The organism is Hoyosella subflava DQS3-9A1, assembly GCF_000214175.1.
Taxonomy (GTDB): Bacteria; Actinomycetota; Actinomycetes; order Mycobacteriales; family Mycobacteriaceae; genus Hoyosella; species Hoyosella subflava.
In genome coordinates this window covers 1,810,642-1,826,749 of sequence record NC_015564.1, presented here as the reverse complement: position 1 = coordinate 1,826,749, position 16,108 = coordinate 1,810,642, and the positions used below count along the sequence as shown (strand labels likewise).

The following is a 16,108-nucleotide window of genomic DNA, read 5'->3' as shown; positions in this document are numbered from 1 at the left end:
CTTGTCGGGAGTCTGGCCCGCGCCTTCGTTTCTCTATCGCAGGCGCCGTGCGCCTGCTGCGTTATCGAGGTCAAGGTACGCGACCTCCTTGCCGATGCGGATCTGAGCGCCGATGACGGACGCTCCCTCCGGCGCCGCGAGAACTGGGTGAAACAGCAATTCCCGCACCTCGGGCAGATCGACCGCGAGGGCCGACACACGCTGGCCCAGTTCAACAAGAGCAGCTTTATTCGCCGGCGGTGCTCCGCGGATACCGTCGAGCAGTGGCGAGGCCTTCGGCGCATTGATGAGGGCGCTGGCCGCTTCTTCAGTAAGCGGCGGTACCTGATAGGCGCGGTCGCCGACTAGCTCGGAGATCACACCCGCGAGCCCAAAAGTAATGAGGGTGCCGAATGAAGGGTCATCCTGGAGGCCAAGTGTGCAGCCGATCCCCTTCGCTGCCATCTTCTGCACCCGCACCATCGATGACCCGGTTATCTCGGCGATTGCCTCATACGCCAGGCGCACCGAAGTTTCCCTCGTCAGGTCCAGGCGAACGCCGAGCAGGTCAGTTCGGTACTGCCACTGCTCCCCGACCGCTTTGACAGCGACGGGAAATCCCAGTTCGCCTGCGGCCACGATTGCCTCTTCCGGGCTATTTACGTCGCGGAACGGGACGACCTCGATTCCGTAGCATTCGATCAGGCGGTTGGTTTCCTCGTCAGTGAGCCAGCGGTGACCTGAGACGGGCAGCCATTTCCGGATCATGTCTCTGGCCTTGTCCGGATCCATCCCGTCTGGCCGCACGACTTTCGATACCGGCTGATTCCGCCACCGCGAGTACCGCCACGCGCGCGCGAGCGCCGCCACAGCGCGCTCCGGGCCAGGGTACGACGGTACGGAACCGCGCAATGGCGCGCCGCTGTCATCAAGGACAGCGAGTTCGTTGGGGATGCCTTCGCTGCCCAGGAAGGTTGTCAGCAATGGTTTCGCCGCTCCCCTCGCCGTCTCACGCAGCGCTGCCGCGTACGGCTCCGCCGGCACCGCGACGGGCGGCACGAAGACTGCGATCACGGCGTCGACGTCTTCAGAACCCAGCGCTGCGGAGATCGCGCTCGCAAATTCCGAGGGCGTTGCGTGCGGTCCGACGTCAACCGGGTCCGCCGCGTCGAGGCCCTCACCCCGCGCCGCATCAACGGTGAGGACACCGAGTGCAGTCGAGTTCCCGACCACGGCCACGCGCGGCCCGCCCGGCAGCGGCTGGTAGCCGAACAGCAACGCGCAGTCGAAAAGGTCGGAGATGCTCGAGACCTGCACGACACCAGTTTGTTCGAACAATGCCGACACACTTGACTCATCAAGCGCGACACCGGTCGCGGCCAGCGCGAACGGTGCGGCATGCCGTCCACTTTTCACAGCGACAACCGGCTTGCTTCGCGCGACGCGGCGAGCGATGCGCGAGAACTTCCGCGGGTTGCCGAAGCTTTCCAGGTACAACAGGACCACGTCAGTTTCAGGATCAGAATCCCAATACTGGAGCAGATCGTTTCCCGAGAGGTCGGCGCGGTTTCCTGCTGAGACGAAGGTGGACAAGCCGAGCTGACGGCGCCGCGCGGTGTCAAGAATTGCGATACCGAGAGCGCCCGACTGACAGAAAAATCCGATTCGCCCCCGCGGGGGCAAGATGGGCACGAGGGACGCGTTCATCGCGACAGCGGGGTCGGTGTTGGCAACGCCGAGCGCGTTCGGGCCGATGACGCGCATCCCGTGCGCTCGCGCCGACTGCACGAGTCGACGTTCAGCATCGACACCATCGAGGCTGGCCTCACTGAACCCCGCCGACACGACCACGAGCGCCTTGACTCGTTTAGCGAGACAATCGTCGAGCACTTCATCGATCGCGGGTGCTGGTACAGCAACCACGGCGAGATCCACCTCATCCGGGATATCACGGACCGTCGGATAGGCGCGCACACCTCGAACCGACACCCGATCCGGATGGACAGGAAACACCGGACCCGTGAAGCCCGCGGCAAGAAGGTTTTGCAGTACCGCGCCACCCACTTTCGACGGATCGGTTGATGCGCCGATCACGGCGATCGACCCTGGGTGCAGCACGTTGCGGACGCTGCGCGCCTCAGACATGCGTTCCCGGGAATCACGGACGGTGAACCGCGCCTCCGTTGGATCAATGTCGAACGCGAGGTGGGCGACGCTCCCGTCGTAGCTGCGTGAGACTTCATACCCAGCTTCTTTGAAGACAGCGATCATGCCGCGGTTTTCCGCGAGCACTTCAGCCTCGAACCGTGTCAGGCCGTTCTGCGCTGCCGCGTCGGCGAGATGCTCAAGCAGAATCGAACCGAGACCTCTACCCTGGTGCGCATCGGCAATGACGAAAGCCACCTCAGCGGAGTTGTCTGTCCCCGAGTAATGGAGGCTTTCGTACAGGCCCACACCGATGATGTCATCCCCGAGTATGAGTACGAACGAGACGCGATCGCGGTGGTCGACGTTCGTGAAATGCTTGACGTCGCGATCAGACATCCGCGGGTACGGACCGAAGTAGCGCAGGTAGCGTGTCCGCTCTGACAGGCCCGCGTGGAAGCGGACGAGCGCATCGCTGTCCGCGGGAGTGATAGGGCGCAGGTGTACCACGCCACCGTCAGCGGCAAGCACGTCGGCTTCCCAGCTGACCGGATAAGACGGTGGTACGCGTGTTTCAGGCAGGTTCTCAGTCACGTGGGTCATCCGGGTCGAGGCCGAGCAGTGGGAACACTGCACGACGGGTTTCGAGAATGGCACTGTCAATTCGCGCTAGTTCACGCTCGGCGCTCGGGGGCCCGGTAACCGGACCGACCACGGAGCCGCTCCACCGGTCGAACTCCACTCTGCCCTCATCGCCCATTCGCTCCGGCGGTCTGATATCGGGCGCGAAACCCCTGGCCCGCTCTTTCCACGAGTCCGGTATCGCCGTCGCAGGATCGATATCGATACCAGCAGCCAGCGCGATGAGATGCGTCCACGATCGTGGCACCACGCGGATCAGCCCGTAGCCTCCACCACCGACCGCGAGCCACCTTCCCTCGCAGCATTCGTCCGCGAGGTCGCGCATTGCACGGAACGCGAGCCGCTGGCCGTCGACTGTGAGTGCGAGGTCCGCGAGAGGGTCCTCGCGGTGGGTGTCCGCTCCGCACTGACTCACAATGATCTGTGGTTCAAAGGCCCTGATGGCACCAGGGACGATCGCATGGAACGCACGTAGCCACAGCGAGTCTGGGGTGCCCGGCAACATCGGCACATTGATAGACGTCCCTTCGGCCGCTCCGTCGCCCAATTCCGCTGGCCATCCGGTTCCCGGCCACAGCGTGGCGGGATGCTGATGCAGTGAGATCGTCATGACCCTCGGGTCGTCGTAGAACGCGTGCTGGACACCATCCCCATGGTGAACGTCGACATCGATATACGCGATCCTGGTGTATCCATGATCAAGCAGCCAGGAGATCGCGATCGCACAGTCGTTGTAGATGCAGAAGCCCGCGGCATAGTTGGGCATCGCATGGTGCATACCGCCCGCGATGGAGACGACCCGCCGGGCCAGGCCGGAGTGAATCTGATGTGCCGCGGCCAGCGTGCCGCCTGCGACGATCATGCCTGCGTCATGCATCGCCGGGAAAACTGGATTGTCATCATTGCCGAGCCCGTGTGCCAGGCCGATGAGGCGGTTCTCCCGGTGCGTGCCTGAATCTGGTGCTGAGACCTTCTGCACGGCAGCGAGATAAGCGGGCGTGTGGACCCGGAGCAACTCCTGCTCGGAGGACCGATCCGGACGGATTATTTCGCTTTCCGCCAGAATTCCAAGGGACTCAGCCAAATCGATTGTCAGCTCAAGGCGGAGGGGGTTCATCGGGTGCGACTCACTGAGCCGGTAGCTGAGGAACTCCGGCGTCCAGATGACGCTGTACGGAACGGGTTCCGGGTGCTGCCTCATAGTGCTCCACGCTACTGCGCACTCAGGAATTGTGCGGCTTTCCGCACCGTTTCGATTGGGGCACGGCACGTAGATACGACCTCCGTTAGCGGCGCGTTGCGTCCACAGGGCACCAGGAGCCCCCAGGAAGGTTGCGGTAAAGGTAAACTCGCGTTCGACAGAGGGGTGTGAGAGTGAGAGAACTAGTTGACACGACGGAGATGTACCTCCGGACCGTCTACGAACTTGAAGAAGAGGGCGTGGTGCCGCTGCGCGCCCGCATTGCTGAGCGGTTAGATCAGAGTGGCCCAACTGTTAGTCAGACAGTCGCGCGTATGGAGCGGGATGGACTCCTGTCCGTCGCTGGAGATCGCCATCTGGAACTCACGCCTAAAGGGCGAGAACTCGCCGTCGCGGTGATGCGCAAGCACCGGCTCGCTGAACGGCTGCTCGTCGATGTCATCGGGCTGAAGTGGGAAAATGTGCATGCTGAGGCGTGCCGCTGGGAACACGTGATGAGCGAAGATGTAGAGCGGCGCCTCGTTTCGGTGCTGAACCATCCCACTACGTCTCCGTATGGCAACCCCATCCCTGGGCTCGAGATGCTCGGCCTCGATCTGCCATTCGAGCAGGAGCCCGCACTCATCAGGCTTTCCGATATCCCGCAAGGCACGTCAGTGCATGTGATGATCCGACGGCTCGCAGAACATGTCCAGGTCGACACAGAGTTGATTGCCAGGCTTCGCCACGCGGGCGTGGTCCCCAATGCTCGCATCACGGCGCAGGCATATCCGGGTGGAATCCGTATCACCACGCCGGGTCATGAGGGTCTCGACATCTCTGATGACATGGCGCACGCGATCCAGGTGGAGAAGGTCTAATCTGTGAATCTCCTCGTCACTGGCGGTGCCGGTTACGTAGGCAGCGTCTGCGCCACCGTGCTCCTAGAGCGGGGCCATCACGTGGTCGTCGTCGATGACGTGTCCACGGGAAACCGGGAAGCGGTACCCGAGGGCGCCGTATTTGTGGAAGCAGATGCGGGTCAGGCAGCCGACGAGATCTTGAGTGGCGGATGTAGCGGCGGCGCTTTCGAAGGTGTGCTCCACTTCGCGGCGAGGTCACTGGTCGGCGAGTCGGTTACCGACCCCGATCTCTATTGGCATGGGAATGTTGTCACCACCTTGTCGATTCTCGAAGCGATGCGCCGCCATTCGGTGCCACGCCTGGTGTTTTCTTCGACCGCTGCGACCTACGGTGAACCCGCCACCGTACCGATCACGGAGGACTGCCCCACGCAACCGACCAATCCGTACGGCGCTTCGAAACTCGCGATCGACCATGCGATTACTTCGTACTGCCACGCCTATGGGCTCGGTGCGACCAGCCTGCGGTACTTCAACGTCGCAGGTGCGTACCGCTCGGCTGGTGAGAATCGCGTCGTCGAGACGCACTTGATACCGTTGATTTTGCAGGTAGCGATGGGTTTCCGGGACAGCATCTCAGTCTTTGGTTCCGACTGGGAGACACGCGACGGTACGGCGGTAAGGGACTACATCCACGTTCTGGACCTCGCCGAAGCTCACCTGCTCGCGCTGGACGCCTCCCAGCCAGGCAGGCACGGCATCTATAACCTGGGCTCAGGCGAAGGGTTTACTGTCCGCGAGGTTATCGAAGCCTGCCGCCGCGTGACCGGTCGTCCCATCCCCGCGAAAGATGCTCCACGCAGGCTCGGTGACCCTGCCGTACTTGTCGCGTCGAGTGACCGCGCGATTACGGAGCTCGGCTGGTCGCCGAAACATACCGCTATCGACAAGATAGTCAGTGATGCGTGGGAGTTCACGCAGCAACTCGGCGATCGCGCACACGCTGCACGAAGTTCCTAGCGTCACCCAAACGGACTGGCCTCCACCGCACCCTCCGTCAGAGGCGGGAGTTCCGCTCCGATTTCCGCCGCGAGGTCCCAGCCGATAGTTGCGATCTCAGCGACTTGACCAGGTGGGAAGCCGACGCAAAGCGCCGATAAGAGCATGTTCGCCATTTTGTGGTCGGGTTCCGATTCGAGTGCAATATCGAATGCTGCCCCCGCACGCGTTCCTTCACCGCGCACGTACGCGGAGTATCCCAGCAGAACAGCAGCCTCCGCGCGCGCTGGCGGAGGCAAGGTGCGTGTCAGATCTAGCCAGAAGTGCTCAGCCTCGTCCGCAGAGTCGGTGAGGGCGAGTGTGAACAAACAGTCGCGGACAGGCACGCGCAGGAGCGCTTCTCCGAACGCCGCATACTCAGCATCGTCAAAACATGCTCCGGACGCCATCGCAGCAATCGCCGAGAGCAGCGTGTCCAGCCGGTCGCTGTCCGTATCCGATCGCGCTCTGCGCGCCCCGTCAGCCGGGACCGTCATCATTTGGTCAATCCTGTGCATCCGGACGCCATCGGCAGTATCCAGTTCGGCAATCATGTCGGCGCGACTTCGCTGAATCACGCGCCCGGCGACAACGAGTTCGGCTGCCACCTCAGAATCGCGCGGGTCGGTGAGCCACCCCGCGTCCTCCACCGGGAAATGGCTGAACCACCGCTCACCCGCTTCGATACGCGCTGTCATGTATGCCGCGCCCACCGAAACACCGGCTTCCTCGAGTCCCGCGCAAATCCACGAGGCCAACTCCGCCTTCACAAGCGGTGCGATGGTGCTGATAACTGTGACAAGTGCTGTTGCAACTTCGTTTCGATAGCAGAATTCACGGAACGAGGCGAGCATCCGTTCGACGGATTCCCAGTCTGGGGTGCCCCCTGTCTCGAGGGGGATGTCCGCGCGAACAAAGCCCTTCATGTCTGTGTTGCGCGGTCCGCCCATGCAGATCACCACCACAGATTCCTCTGGGTAGTACCCCAGCAACGCTGGCAGTGCACTCAGCAGCTCACTCGGGTGGGTTAACCGAACATGTGGACGCGCACGGCGTGAGGAGCTGCCGCGCTCGGCGGAGCCTGATTCTGCTGGCTGCAGGTGATGGGATGTCATGGACACAGCATGCTGGCGCCACGGGCACCGCAACATGCCCCATCCTGGGAATGTGGACAACCCACTCACCTGTGGAAAACCAGCGCCAACAGCCAAGGCACGCACCTCAGCTGTCAGCACCTCGTGGTAATAGGCGAGAGACTCGCTGGGCTACCCGGTCACGCCTGACCGGACTCGCTCTACCGCATTCATAAAGAGAACGTGAAGAAGGGTGCTGTCAGGATCACCGTCGGCAAATTGAGCACCGATGGCCATGATGCGGTAGTCCTCCACCTGGGCGGCGAGGATTAGTTGCGTGCTGCTGGTGCCGACGTCCGCCCGGCTGACGGTCCTTGAGTACGCGAGCGCGTCGTCCCCATTCACTGGCGGCGGCGGAAGCAACTTCGTGCTGATGTCGGTGACACTGCCCGAGGGGTCGACAGCCTTCGCGAACCGGCATTCTGCCAGGAGATCTTCCACTGCCGAGAGTGGCTCGTCCGTCTTACTCAACGTAAAGCTGAGTGACGAGCCGCCGTCGTATGCAGTAGCCGTGCGCACGATCACGGACTCGGCTGGCTCGCCCACCATACAGTTCTGTGGCGTGAGCAGAGTCCCCCGTGGCACCCCCGCGAGTGACGCGAGGACGCGCTGCGCCGCCGGACCGCTGCGGTCACTCATGACGTACGGATCCGGGAACGCCGACACGGGCAGCATGAGTGCCCACAATTCCGGAGCAGCCGGGTGCTCATCGTCAAGCTGAACGAACTGGATCCTGTCCGTATTCAGCGGCACCTCGACGGAAGTGCCGACTGTTCCCTCACCATTGTTTGAGGGATTCGGCTGTGCTGCCGCGCCGGCACCCGCGGTGAGCGACACCACCGAAACGATCAGTGTCACACCGGCCGCGGCACTAACGAAGCGAAGACCGCTGCGAGTGAATCGTGGAATCGAACTCATGACCCTCTACCCCTTCCGAATCACCGAGTTACGCCCGGCTGCTCCGGAGCCAGTTGGCTCTGGGCTGCACAGACCACCTAGTGGTTCTGCCTGCTCACGAAACGGAACCGGCGGTTCGCGGAAGTACACGGCACAAGCCAGCATTCCCAGCGCGCTCCCCTGGTGCGCGCTGTACTGCTCACTGAATTTTACTGCCGTGCAGTTACTTCCGCTTGCTCCCTCACTCCCTGATCTTATCCGCCACCGCAGTATCAAACTCGGGCAAACTAGGCTCCAGCCTTGTCATGCGCCGTCTCGAATTGGTTGCGAATTGATCACTAACCGACGGCTTCGAATCTGTGGAAACATCTCAGCCCCGTCGTGCGTTCTATGAGGTAGCAAGTTGAGTGCCGAGTGGAACACATGGCACCGATCGCGAGATACTGCTGGGGCACGCGGCAGCGCTTGGATGCGCTGCCGCGCGCTATCTGGCACAGGGTCCGAAAGGGGGCACACGGTATGGATGATCAGGCACGGATCTATGAGCTCGAGTTCCCAAGCCCGCACATTGAGGTCAGCGCCGATTCGACGCTGGTGCTCGTTCACGGGCTTGAAGGATTCGCCGACGCTGGGCAGGCAGTACGACTGGCAACTGACCACCTGCGGCAGAGCCTCGAAACAGAACTCGTTGCGTCGTTCTCCGTGGACGACCTGGTTGACTACCGCTCGCGCCGCCCACCGATGACGTTCACGTCGGACCATTTCTCTAGCTACCAGGCGCCGGAGCTCAGCCTGTACGCGGCCAAGGACACCAACGGTGTACCGTTCCTGCTGCTCAGCGGAATGGAACCAGATTTCAAGTGGGAGAAGTTCACCTCGGCTGTGCGGCTGCTCGCCGAACAATTTGGAGTGACTCGCAGTGTGGGGCTGTCCGCCATTCCGATGGCGACGCCGCATACTCGGCCCCTGGGAGTCATTGGACATTCCTCCAACCCCGGCGAGGTGCCGGCCGAGCAGCGTCTGGGCACCGAGGTTCAGGTACCTGGCAGCGCTTCGGCGCTGCTGGAATACCGGATGGGACAGCATGGCTTCGATGCCCGTGGCTTCTCCGTCCATGTGCCGCACTATCTGGCGCAGTCACCGTATCCCGCAGCTGCGGTAACGCTGCTCAAGCACCTCAGTGACGTAAGTGGGCTTTCGGTTCCTCTCGCGGCGCTCGAGGAGGCTGCCGCGGATGTAACCCGGCAGGTCGAAGAGCAGGTTGAGGCAAGCCCCGAGGCGGTCGCGGTGGTGCGTGCGCTTGAGCAGCAGTACGACATCGGGGCCCGGCAATCGGAGGAAACTAATCTCCTGGCCCTCGACGGAGATTTGCCGTCAGGTGATGAACTTGGTGCGCAGTTCGAGCAGTTCCTCGCCGAGCAGAACGCCGAGAGTGACGATGCGGGTGGCCCGAGCCCCGAGGACGACGATCGCCTCGACTAGCGCGATCACGCCCGAGGCCTCACAGTAGGTGATTGTGAGCGCATTCTTGCAGCAGCCTGGTCAGCACGCGGTACCGCGTCGTGATGTGTACTCGCGGATCGAAATGGAGGTCCAGCAGCCCGCGCGAATCTTCGCTCAGATCGCGGTCGCTGAACATCCCGGCGCGGAACTGACCGAGAAGCTCGTCATCACTCGCGATGGGCAACCGATCGAGCCGCAGGTCATTCAGACCCCCCACCGTGGGCGGCTGCATCGGTTTCGTTCTCACCCTGGCCACGTCGTGATCGAATACTCGGCGTCGATTACCGGGCAAGCTGACACGGTGGCCGCCGAACCACTCGACGATGCGCTGTATCTGCGGCCAAGCAGATACGCGGAATCGGACGAGTTGCTCGCCAAGGCATATGAAGAGTTCACCGGTGTCAAAGAGCCACGTGCGATCTTCAGCGCGATCACCGAATGGGTCTCAACGCACCTTAGCTATGTGCCCGGTAGTAGCGGCCCCTCCGATGGCGCTGGCACCACGCTCCTGCATCGGCAGGGCGTGTGCCGCGACTACGCACATCTCACCACGGCGCTGTTACGTGCGCTTGACGTGCCCGCGCGGGTTGTCGGCGTCTACGCCCCAGGCATCAGCCCGATGGACTTCCACGCTGTTACCGAGGCACTGGTCGACGGTGAGTGGATCGTCGCCGACTCGACTCGGCTCGGCCCGCGACAAAGCATGGTCCGGATGGTCACTGGCCGTGACGCGGCCGACACTGCATTTCTGTCGACCTACGAGGGTTTCGTCGACCTGAAATCAACACGCATACTCGCCACCGTCGATGGCGATCTCCCCGTTGACGACCACACAGCCACGATGCAGCTCAGGTAAACGGCCGCGCGCGGCGTCACACCGCCGCAACGGAGCTGGAACACAGTGTTACCACCCTCCGGAGTTGTAAATCGGGCCCAACGCGCTACCGTGTGAAGTGCTCCGTGCCGTACAGCCGCGTTGGTCCGGCCTGTGCAGCCCAACGAGGAGGAGGACCTGTGGCCGCCCTGCCCTTTCGCGCTCTGCGACCGGTTCCCGACGCGGAACCGACGGTGTCGTACCGCGTTATCCACGGTTACCGCCGCGCCTACCGGATCGCTGGCAGCGGACCCGCAATTCTGCTTCTCCACGGCATTGGTGACAACTCGTCGACGTGGACCGACATCATCCCGCACCTCGCAAAGTCCTTCACCGTCATCGCCCCTGACCTTCTCGGGCATGGGCTCTCGGATAAGCCGCGGGCAGATTATTCGATCGCTGCATACGCGAATGGCATGCGTGATCTGCTCTCTGTTCTGGAGATTGACCGTGTCACCGTCATCGGTCATTCACTCGGCGGTGGCGTCGCCATGCAGTTCACCTATCAGTATCCGCAGCTCGTAGAACGACTCATCCTGGTCGGGGCGGGAGGGATCACACGCGACGTGAGCCCCCTGCTCAGGCTGGTATCACTGCCGGGAGCGGCCAAACTGATCGAGATTTTCCGTCTCCCCGGAATTGTGTACGCGGTAGGCGCGCTCGGCAAAGCGCTGAAGCCCATGAGCCCCCATTTCCACGACACTCCGGATTTGCTGCGCATACTTTCGGATCTGCCGGACCCCGTGAACCGAGCGGCGTTCTTACGGACTCTGCGTTCCGTTGTTGACTGGCGAGGGCAGGTCGTCACCGGTCTTGACCGCTGTTATCTCGCCGAAGCGATGCCTGTTCAGATCATCTGGGGTGAGCACGACAACGTCATTCCGGTCGCTCACGCCCACCTCGCGCACGCCGCCATGCCAGGTTCCCGCCTCGAAATCTTCAAGAGTTCCGCGCATTTTCCCTTCCATGACGACCCCATGCGGTTTCTGTCGATCGTGGAAGAGTTCATCGCGTCCACAGCTCCACATACTTTCGATAATGTGCGCTGGAAGCGGCTCCTCAACCGCGGGATCAGCGATTCATCGATCATCGGCAACTCGTGGACCCGCTCCGCCGTTTTCCACGCGATGGGCAGTTCCGAGCGAAGCGCGACGTAAGCTCCGAAGCAGCTAGCCTAGAGCGGTGCTGCTTCCTGACGAGATCCCCAACCAGCCCGAAGTCATCTACGACGCGTTCGAAGCGTGGGCTGGTGAACAAGGTCTCACACTGTATCCCGCACAGGAAGAAGCGCTGCTGGAGATCGTGTCGGGTTCCAACGTCATCCTCGCCACACCAACCGGCTCTGGCAAGTCACTCGTGGCTACGGCAGCGCACTTCACCGCCCTTGTCCAAGGTTCGCGCACGTTCTATACCGCCCCCATCAAAGCACTGGTCAGCGAGAAGTTCTTCGCCTTGTGTGAGGTTTTCGGCGCCGAAAACGTCGGCATGATGACTGGCGATGCCGCCGTTAACGCTTCTGCCCCAATTATCTGTGCCACGGCAGAGATCCTCGCCAACATCGCGCTCCGCGAAGGCGTCGACGCCAATGTCGGACAGGTAGTGATGGATGAATTCCACTTCTACTCAGAACCTGACCGTGGGTGGGCGTGGCAGGTCCCGCTCATCGAGCTCACCGGTGCGCAGTTTCTGCTGATGTCCGCCACGCTCGGCGACGTGAGCTTCTTCGAGAAGGACCTGAAACAGCGTACGGGCCGCAACACGGTGCATGTGACGGGCGCGGAACGCCCAGTGCCGCTGGTGTTCTCCTATGCGATGACGCCGATCCACGAAACGATCGAAGAGCTCGTTGGCACCCATCAGGCACCGGTCTATGTTGTTCACTTCACGCAGGCGGCGGCGCTTGAACGCGCCCAGGCCCTCACCAGCATCTCCGTGGCGAGCCGCGAGGATCGTGACCGAATCGCCGAAACAATCGCGGGCTTCCGGTTCACCACAGGTTTCGGGCGAACCCTGTCACGGCTCATCCGGCACGGCATCGGGGTGCACCACGCGGGGATGCTGCCGAAGTACCGTCGGCTCGTCGAACGTCTCGCTCAAGAGGGGCTCCTGAAGGTGATCTGCGGGACAGACACTCTCGGCGTTGGCATCAATGTTCCCATCCGAACAGTGCTCTTCACCGGCCTGACAAAATTCGATGGCACACGCAACCGGATGTTGCGTGCGCGGGAGTTCCACCAGATCGCGGGGCGTGCAGGCCGAGCGGGATTCGACACCACGGGCAGCGTCGTCGTTCAGGCACCTGATCACGAGGTAGAGAATGCACGAGCGCTAGCCAAGGCAGGGGATGACCCCAAGAAGCGCCGGAAGGTACAGCGCAAGAAGGCTCCCGAGGGTTTCGTCAACTGGAGCAGTCAGACATTCGAGAAGCTCGTCGCAGCGGAGCCAGAGCCACTCGTGTCACGTTTCCGCGTCACAAATGCGATGCTGCTGAACGTCATATCGCGGCCTGGCAACTGCTTCACCGCGATGCGGCACCTGCTTGAGGACAACCATGAAGCCCGCCCTGCCCAGCGCAAATTGATCCGCCGCGCAATCGCCCATTATCGGGGTCTTCTCAACGCAGGCATTGTGGATCGGCTTCCCGAACCGGATGAGCAGGGCCGCTGGGCTCGACTCACGGTCGACTTACAGCGCGATTTCGCGCTGAACCAGCCGCTCTCGCCTTTCGCGCTGGCAGCAATTGAACTGCTCGACCGAGATTCACCTACATATGCTCTCGATGTCGTTTCGGTCATCGAGAGCACACTCGACGATCCGCGCACATTGCTTCTCGCTCAGCAGCACGCAGCACGCGGCCAGGCAATCGGTGAAATGAAGGCCGACGGTATCGAGTACGACGAGCGCATGGAACTGCTCGAGGACATCACCTGGCCCAAGCCGCTTGAAGAGCTTCTCTTCCCAGCGTTCGAAATGTACCGAGCCGGGCATCCTTGGGTAGCGGAGTTCAGTCTTTCCCCGAAGGCTGTCGTGCGTGACATGGTCGAAAAAGGCATGACGTTCTCCGACTTGATTTCGACGTATAGCCTGAACCGCTCAGAGGGTCTCGTCCTTCGCTATATCGCTGATGCCTACCGAGCACTGCGCCAGACGGTCCCCGCTGATGCTCGCGATAGCGAGCTCGAGGACCTCACGGAGTGGCTCGGTGAGCTGATTCGTCAGGTCGATTCCAGTCTGATCGACGAGTGGGAGCAACTGGTCAACCCCGATGCGAAACCAACAGATCAGCGCGCTTTCACAGACGACTCAGCGCGCCCGATAACCGCGAATTCGCGCGCGTTCCGGGTAATGGTGCGAAACGCCATGTTCCGCCGAGTGGAGCTCGCTGCTCGCGGACGGTGGGCCGAGCTTGCTGACCTGGGCGACCTCAGTTCGGAAGAGTGGGCCTCGTCATTCGATCCCTATTTCGACGAGTATGGCGACATCGGAACTGGCCCGGCCGCACGCGGACCCGCACTTTTTCAGGTCGCAGAGCAGCCGGGGCGGTGGGAAGTCCGGCAGATACTCGATGACCCCGAGGGCGATCACGGGTGGGCGCTGACCGCCGCGATCGATCTTGCGGAATGCGATGCTGCGGGTGAAGTTGTCATCGAAGATCTCGCGATTGTGGCGGGATGATCCGCGAGGCGATACCGGATAAGTCGAGAACTGTTGCCCACCACGGCCACTGATGAGGCGTTGTGCAGGATTGCGGCGAGGACGGGTGAGAGTGCGCCTGCTGCGCTGACCAGCAGTCCGGCGGCATTGACGGTAATCGCCATCCCGTAGTTCTGCCTAATCACGTCGACAGTATGGGTGCCGAGTTCACGGAGATCGATGAGTCTGCGTAAATCGTCTGTAGCTAACGCGATGTCCGCCGTTTCCACCGCGACGTCAGTTCCTGAAATCCCCATAGCTATGCCGATATGGGCGCCTGCGAGGGCGGGCGCATCGTTGGTTCCGTCGCCGATCATGGCGACCGTGTGACCTTCCCGTTTGAGGCCCTCGATGAGATCAAGTTTTTCGTCCGGCATCACGCCCGCGCGCCACTCGCGGATACCGAGTTCGCGCGCGACAGCGGCCGCGGTGTCGGGGTGATCACCGGTCAGCATGATGACGCGTTCGACACCCGAAGTTCGAAGCGCATCGAGGACGCCGGGCGCTTCGGCGCGCACCTCGTCCCGCAAGCTGACAAGCCCCACAAGTTCGCCATCGACAGCCAGCAGGAGCGGTGTTTCCGACCCTGACCGCAGGCGCGCCACCCAACTGAGAGCTTCCTCGCTGACTTTAACGTTCTCATTTTCGAGCAACGCGGGGCTGCCGAGCAGCAGAGTGCGGCCATCAGCCCAGGTGCGCATGCCGAGGCCGACGAGCACTTCGCACTGCTCGTGCGGTGGGATGACAATGCGTCGTTCTTCGGTGGAGCGGATGACTGCCTGTGCGAGCGGATGACGCGAGTGAATTTCAGAACTCGCTGCGTAGGCAAGGACTTGGCTGGGATTCCAGTCAGGATGGAAGCTCACGATGTTCGTCACGACGGGCCGGCCGACGGTCAGCGTCCCCGTCTTGTCGAAGACGATGACGTCAACCTTGCCCGCAAGCTCGAGGTGTGACCCGCCCTTGATGAGGATCCCACGGCGCGCACCGTTGCCGATAGCCGCAGAAATTGCGGTGGGAGTGGAGAGACCAACCGCGCACGGGCACGCGATCAGGAGCATCGTCATCGCGCGCCGTACGTCTCGCGTCAGTACGAGCGTTGCGCCCGCGAGCAGGAAGGAGGCTGGCACGAATCGGCGCGAGAAGGTTTCGCCGACTGTCTGGATCGGGGCGCGATCCGATTGAGCCTGCTCAACCCGGCTGATGATGCGGCCAATCGCGGTGTCCTTGCCGACAGCGCGCGCCTCGACGACGATCTCGCCCCGCATCAGAACCGAGCCTGCATGCACGACCGCACCCTTACCCACGGTCGCGGGAAGTGGCTCACCCGTTATCGCGGATTGGTCGATGATGCCGTCACCGTCGATGATCACACCATCAACGGGCAGCGCGATGTGCTCATGAATGACGACACGATCCCCGACTCGCACGGTATCGATATCGACTCGCACTTCCTGACCATCGGGCGTCTGGATCCACGTTGTGTCTTGCGCGCCGCTCAGCAGATCGGAGATCGCCCGGCGTGTGCGCCGAAGTGTCAGGTCCTGAAGGTATTCGCCGATGTTCAGCAGCCACAGCACTGTAAGTGCCACGACGTTCTCACGCAGCAGGAGACTTGCTACGGTCGCTGCCGAAACCAGCGTGTCCGTGCCGCCCACGCGGGACTTCGTCAGCGAACGGACCGCGCCCTTGAGGAAGGGGTAGCCAGTGACAATCGTGACTCCGGTAGCGAACGTGCGACTGGCCGGTCCCAAAACCGGTGGGCGCCTCAAGACATATCTGCGGATCCCGAGCAGCGCAAGGGCGGCACCGCCCAGCGCCATCCGTGTGAGGTCTCCAGTGCTGACCTCCGCGGAATATGGAGCGCGCGGGGGCGCGGCATGGCGTTCGACATCGCTGGTTTCTGAGACTGCATGGAGGATCGTTTCAGCGTCAACGCGATTCGCCGAGTACCACACGACGAGCGATGACGTTCGAGGGTATACGTGAACCGCGCGTACACCGTGCACGACCTCGACTGCATTCTCAACTGCAACCGCCCGCGCCGGACTCCGGTACACCCACGGAACGGTTACGCGCATGCGGCCCGCCGAATTCGATCGGATAACCAGCCCGTCAGCTGGCGCGTGCACCTCTGCCGAAGGATCGCCCATCATCACGC

At 62.3% G+C, this 16,108-nt stretch carries 11 protein-coding genes; 6 read left to right on the top strand and 5 right to left on the bottom strand.

Features of this window, described 5'->3' with window-relative positions:
- Positions 1-33 precede the first annotated feature (33 nt).
- Positions 34-2,727, bottom strand: coding sequence for a bifunctional acetate--CoA ligase family protein/GNAT family N-acetyltransferase (locus AS9A_RS08460; protein ID WP_041450961.1), 2,694 nt, complete (start codon positions 2,725-2,727; stop codon positions 34-36).
- Complete coding sequence (locus AS9A_RS08455) at positions 2,711-3,967, bottom strand: acetoin utilization protein AcuC (protein ID WP_013806552.1); 1,257 nt, start codon at positions 3,965-3,967, stop codon at positions 2,711-2,713. Before AS9A_RS08455 ends, AS9A_RS08460 begins: the two co-directional genes overlap by 17 nt.
- 173 nt (positions 3,968-4,140) lie before the next feature.
- Here AS9A_RS08455 and AS9A_RS08450 point away from each other — a divergent pair, with 173 nt between their 5' ends.
- Together AS9A_RS08450 and galE are read left to right on the top strand one after the other, a co-directional pair.
- Positions 4,141-4,827, top strand: coding sequence for a metal-dependent transcriptional regulator (locus tag AS9A_RS08450; RefSeq protein WP_041450960.1), 687 nt, complete (start codon positions 4,141-4,143; stop codon positions 4,825-4,827).
- A 3-nt stretch (positions 4,828-4,830) separates the two neighbouring features.
- Positions 4,831-5,829 carry a UDP-glucose 4-epimerase GalE gene (gene galE, locus AS9A_RS08445; protein ID WP_013806550.1) on the top strand — a complete coding sequence of 333 codons (999 nt, stop codon included), beginning with the start codon at positions 4,831-4,833 and terminating at the stop codon, positions 5,827-5,829.
- A 2-nt stretch (positions 5,830-5,831) separates the two neighbouring features.
- Here galE and AS9A_RS08440 read toward each other — a convergent pair whose 3' ends face one another.
- Together AS9A_RS08440 and AS9A_RS08435 are read right to left on the bottom strand one after the other, a co-directional pair.
- Positions 5,832-6,962: a DUF4192 domain-containing protein gene (locus tag AS9A_RS08440; RefSeq protein WP_158307355.1), complete on the bottom strand. Its 1,131-nt coding sequence runs from the start codon at positions 6,960-6,962 to the stop codon at positions 5,832-5,834.
- A gap of 150 nt (positions 6,963-7,112) precedes the next feature.
- Positions 7,113-7,898, bottom strand: coding sequence for a hypothetical protein (locus AS9A_RS08435; RefSeq protein WP_013806548.1), 786 nt, complete (start codon positions 7,896-7,898; stop codon positions 7,113-7,115).
- A gap of 498 nt (positions 7,899-8,396) precedes the next feature.
- Here AS9A_RS08435 and AS9A_RS08430 point away from each other — a divergent pair, with 498 nt between their 5' ends.
- From AS9A_RS08430 to AS9A_RS08415, 4 genes are all read left to right on the top strand, one after another.
- The gene (locus AS9A_RS08430) at positions 8,397-9,359 is read left to right on the top strand and encodes a proteasome assembly chaperone family protein (protein ID WP_041451713.1); all 963 of its coding nucleotides are present in this window, start codon (positions 8,397-8,399) and stop codon (positions 9,357-9,359) included.
- A 34-nt stretch (positions 9,360-9,393) separates the two neighbouring features.
- Positions 9,394-10,236, top strand: coding sequence for a transglutaminase-like domain-containing protein (locus AS9A_RS08425; RefSeq protein WP_013806545.1), 843 nt, complete (start codon positions 9,394-9,396; stop codon positions 10,234-10,236).
- A gap of 158 nt (positions 10,237-10,394) precedes the next feature.
- A complete protein-coding gene (locus AS9A_RS08420) occupies positions 10,395-11,411 on the top strand; it encodes an alpha/beta fold hydrolase (protein ID WP_013806544.1) in 1,017 nt (338 codons plus the stop codon).
- 25 nt (positions 11,412-11,436) lie between these two features.
- Positions 11,437-13,929 carry a DEAD/DEAH box helicase gene (locus AS9A_RS08415; RefSeq protein ID WP_013806543.1) on the top strand — a complete coding sequence of 831 codons (2,493 nt, stop codon included), beginning with the start codon at positions 11,437-11,439 and terminating at the stop codon, positions 13,927-13,929.
- Here the strand turns inward: AS9A_RS08415 and AS9A_RS08410 are convergent.
- Entirely contained in the window at positions 13,836-16,103 is a 2,268-nt protein-coding gene (locus tag AS9A_RS08410) for a heavy metal translocating P-type ATPase (protein WP_407636566.1), read from the bottom strand. The genes AS9A_RS08415 and AS9A_RS08410 overlap by 94 nt on opposite strands.
- Positions 16,104-16,108 lie beyond the last annotated feature (5 nt).

Coding starts and splice junctions, on each gene's coding strand:
- AS9A_RS08460 (WP_041450961.1), bottom strand. CDS start 2,727: ATGACCCACGTGACTGAGAACCTGCCTGAAACACGCGTACCACCGTCT.
- AS9A_RS08455 (WP_013806552.1), bottom strand. CDS start 3,967: ATGAGGCAGCACCCGGAACCCGTTCCGTACAGCGTCATCTGGACGCCG.
- AS9A_RS08440 (WP_158307355.1), bottom strand. CDS start 6,962: ATGACATCCCATCACCTGCAGCCAGCAGAATCAGGCTCCGCCGAGCGC.
- AS9A_RS08435 (WP_013806548.1), bottom strand. CDS start 7,898: ATGAGTTCGATTCCACGATTCACTCGCAGCGGTCTTCGCTTCGTTAGT.
- AS9A_RS08430 (WP_041451713.1), top strand. CDS start 8,397: ATGGATGATCAGGCACGGATCTATGAGCTCGAGTTCCCAAGCCCGCAC.
- AS9A_RS08410 (WP_407636566.1), bottom strand. CDS start 16,103: ATGATGGGCGATCCTTCGGCAGAGGTGCACGCGCCAGCTGACGGGCTG.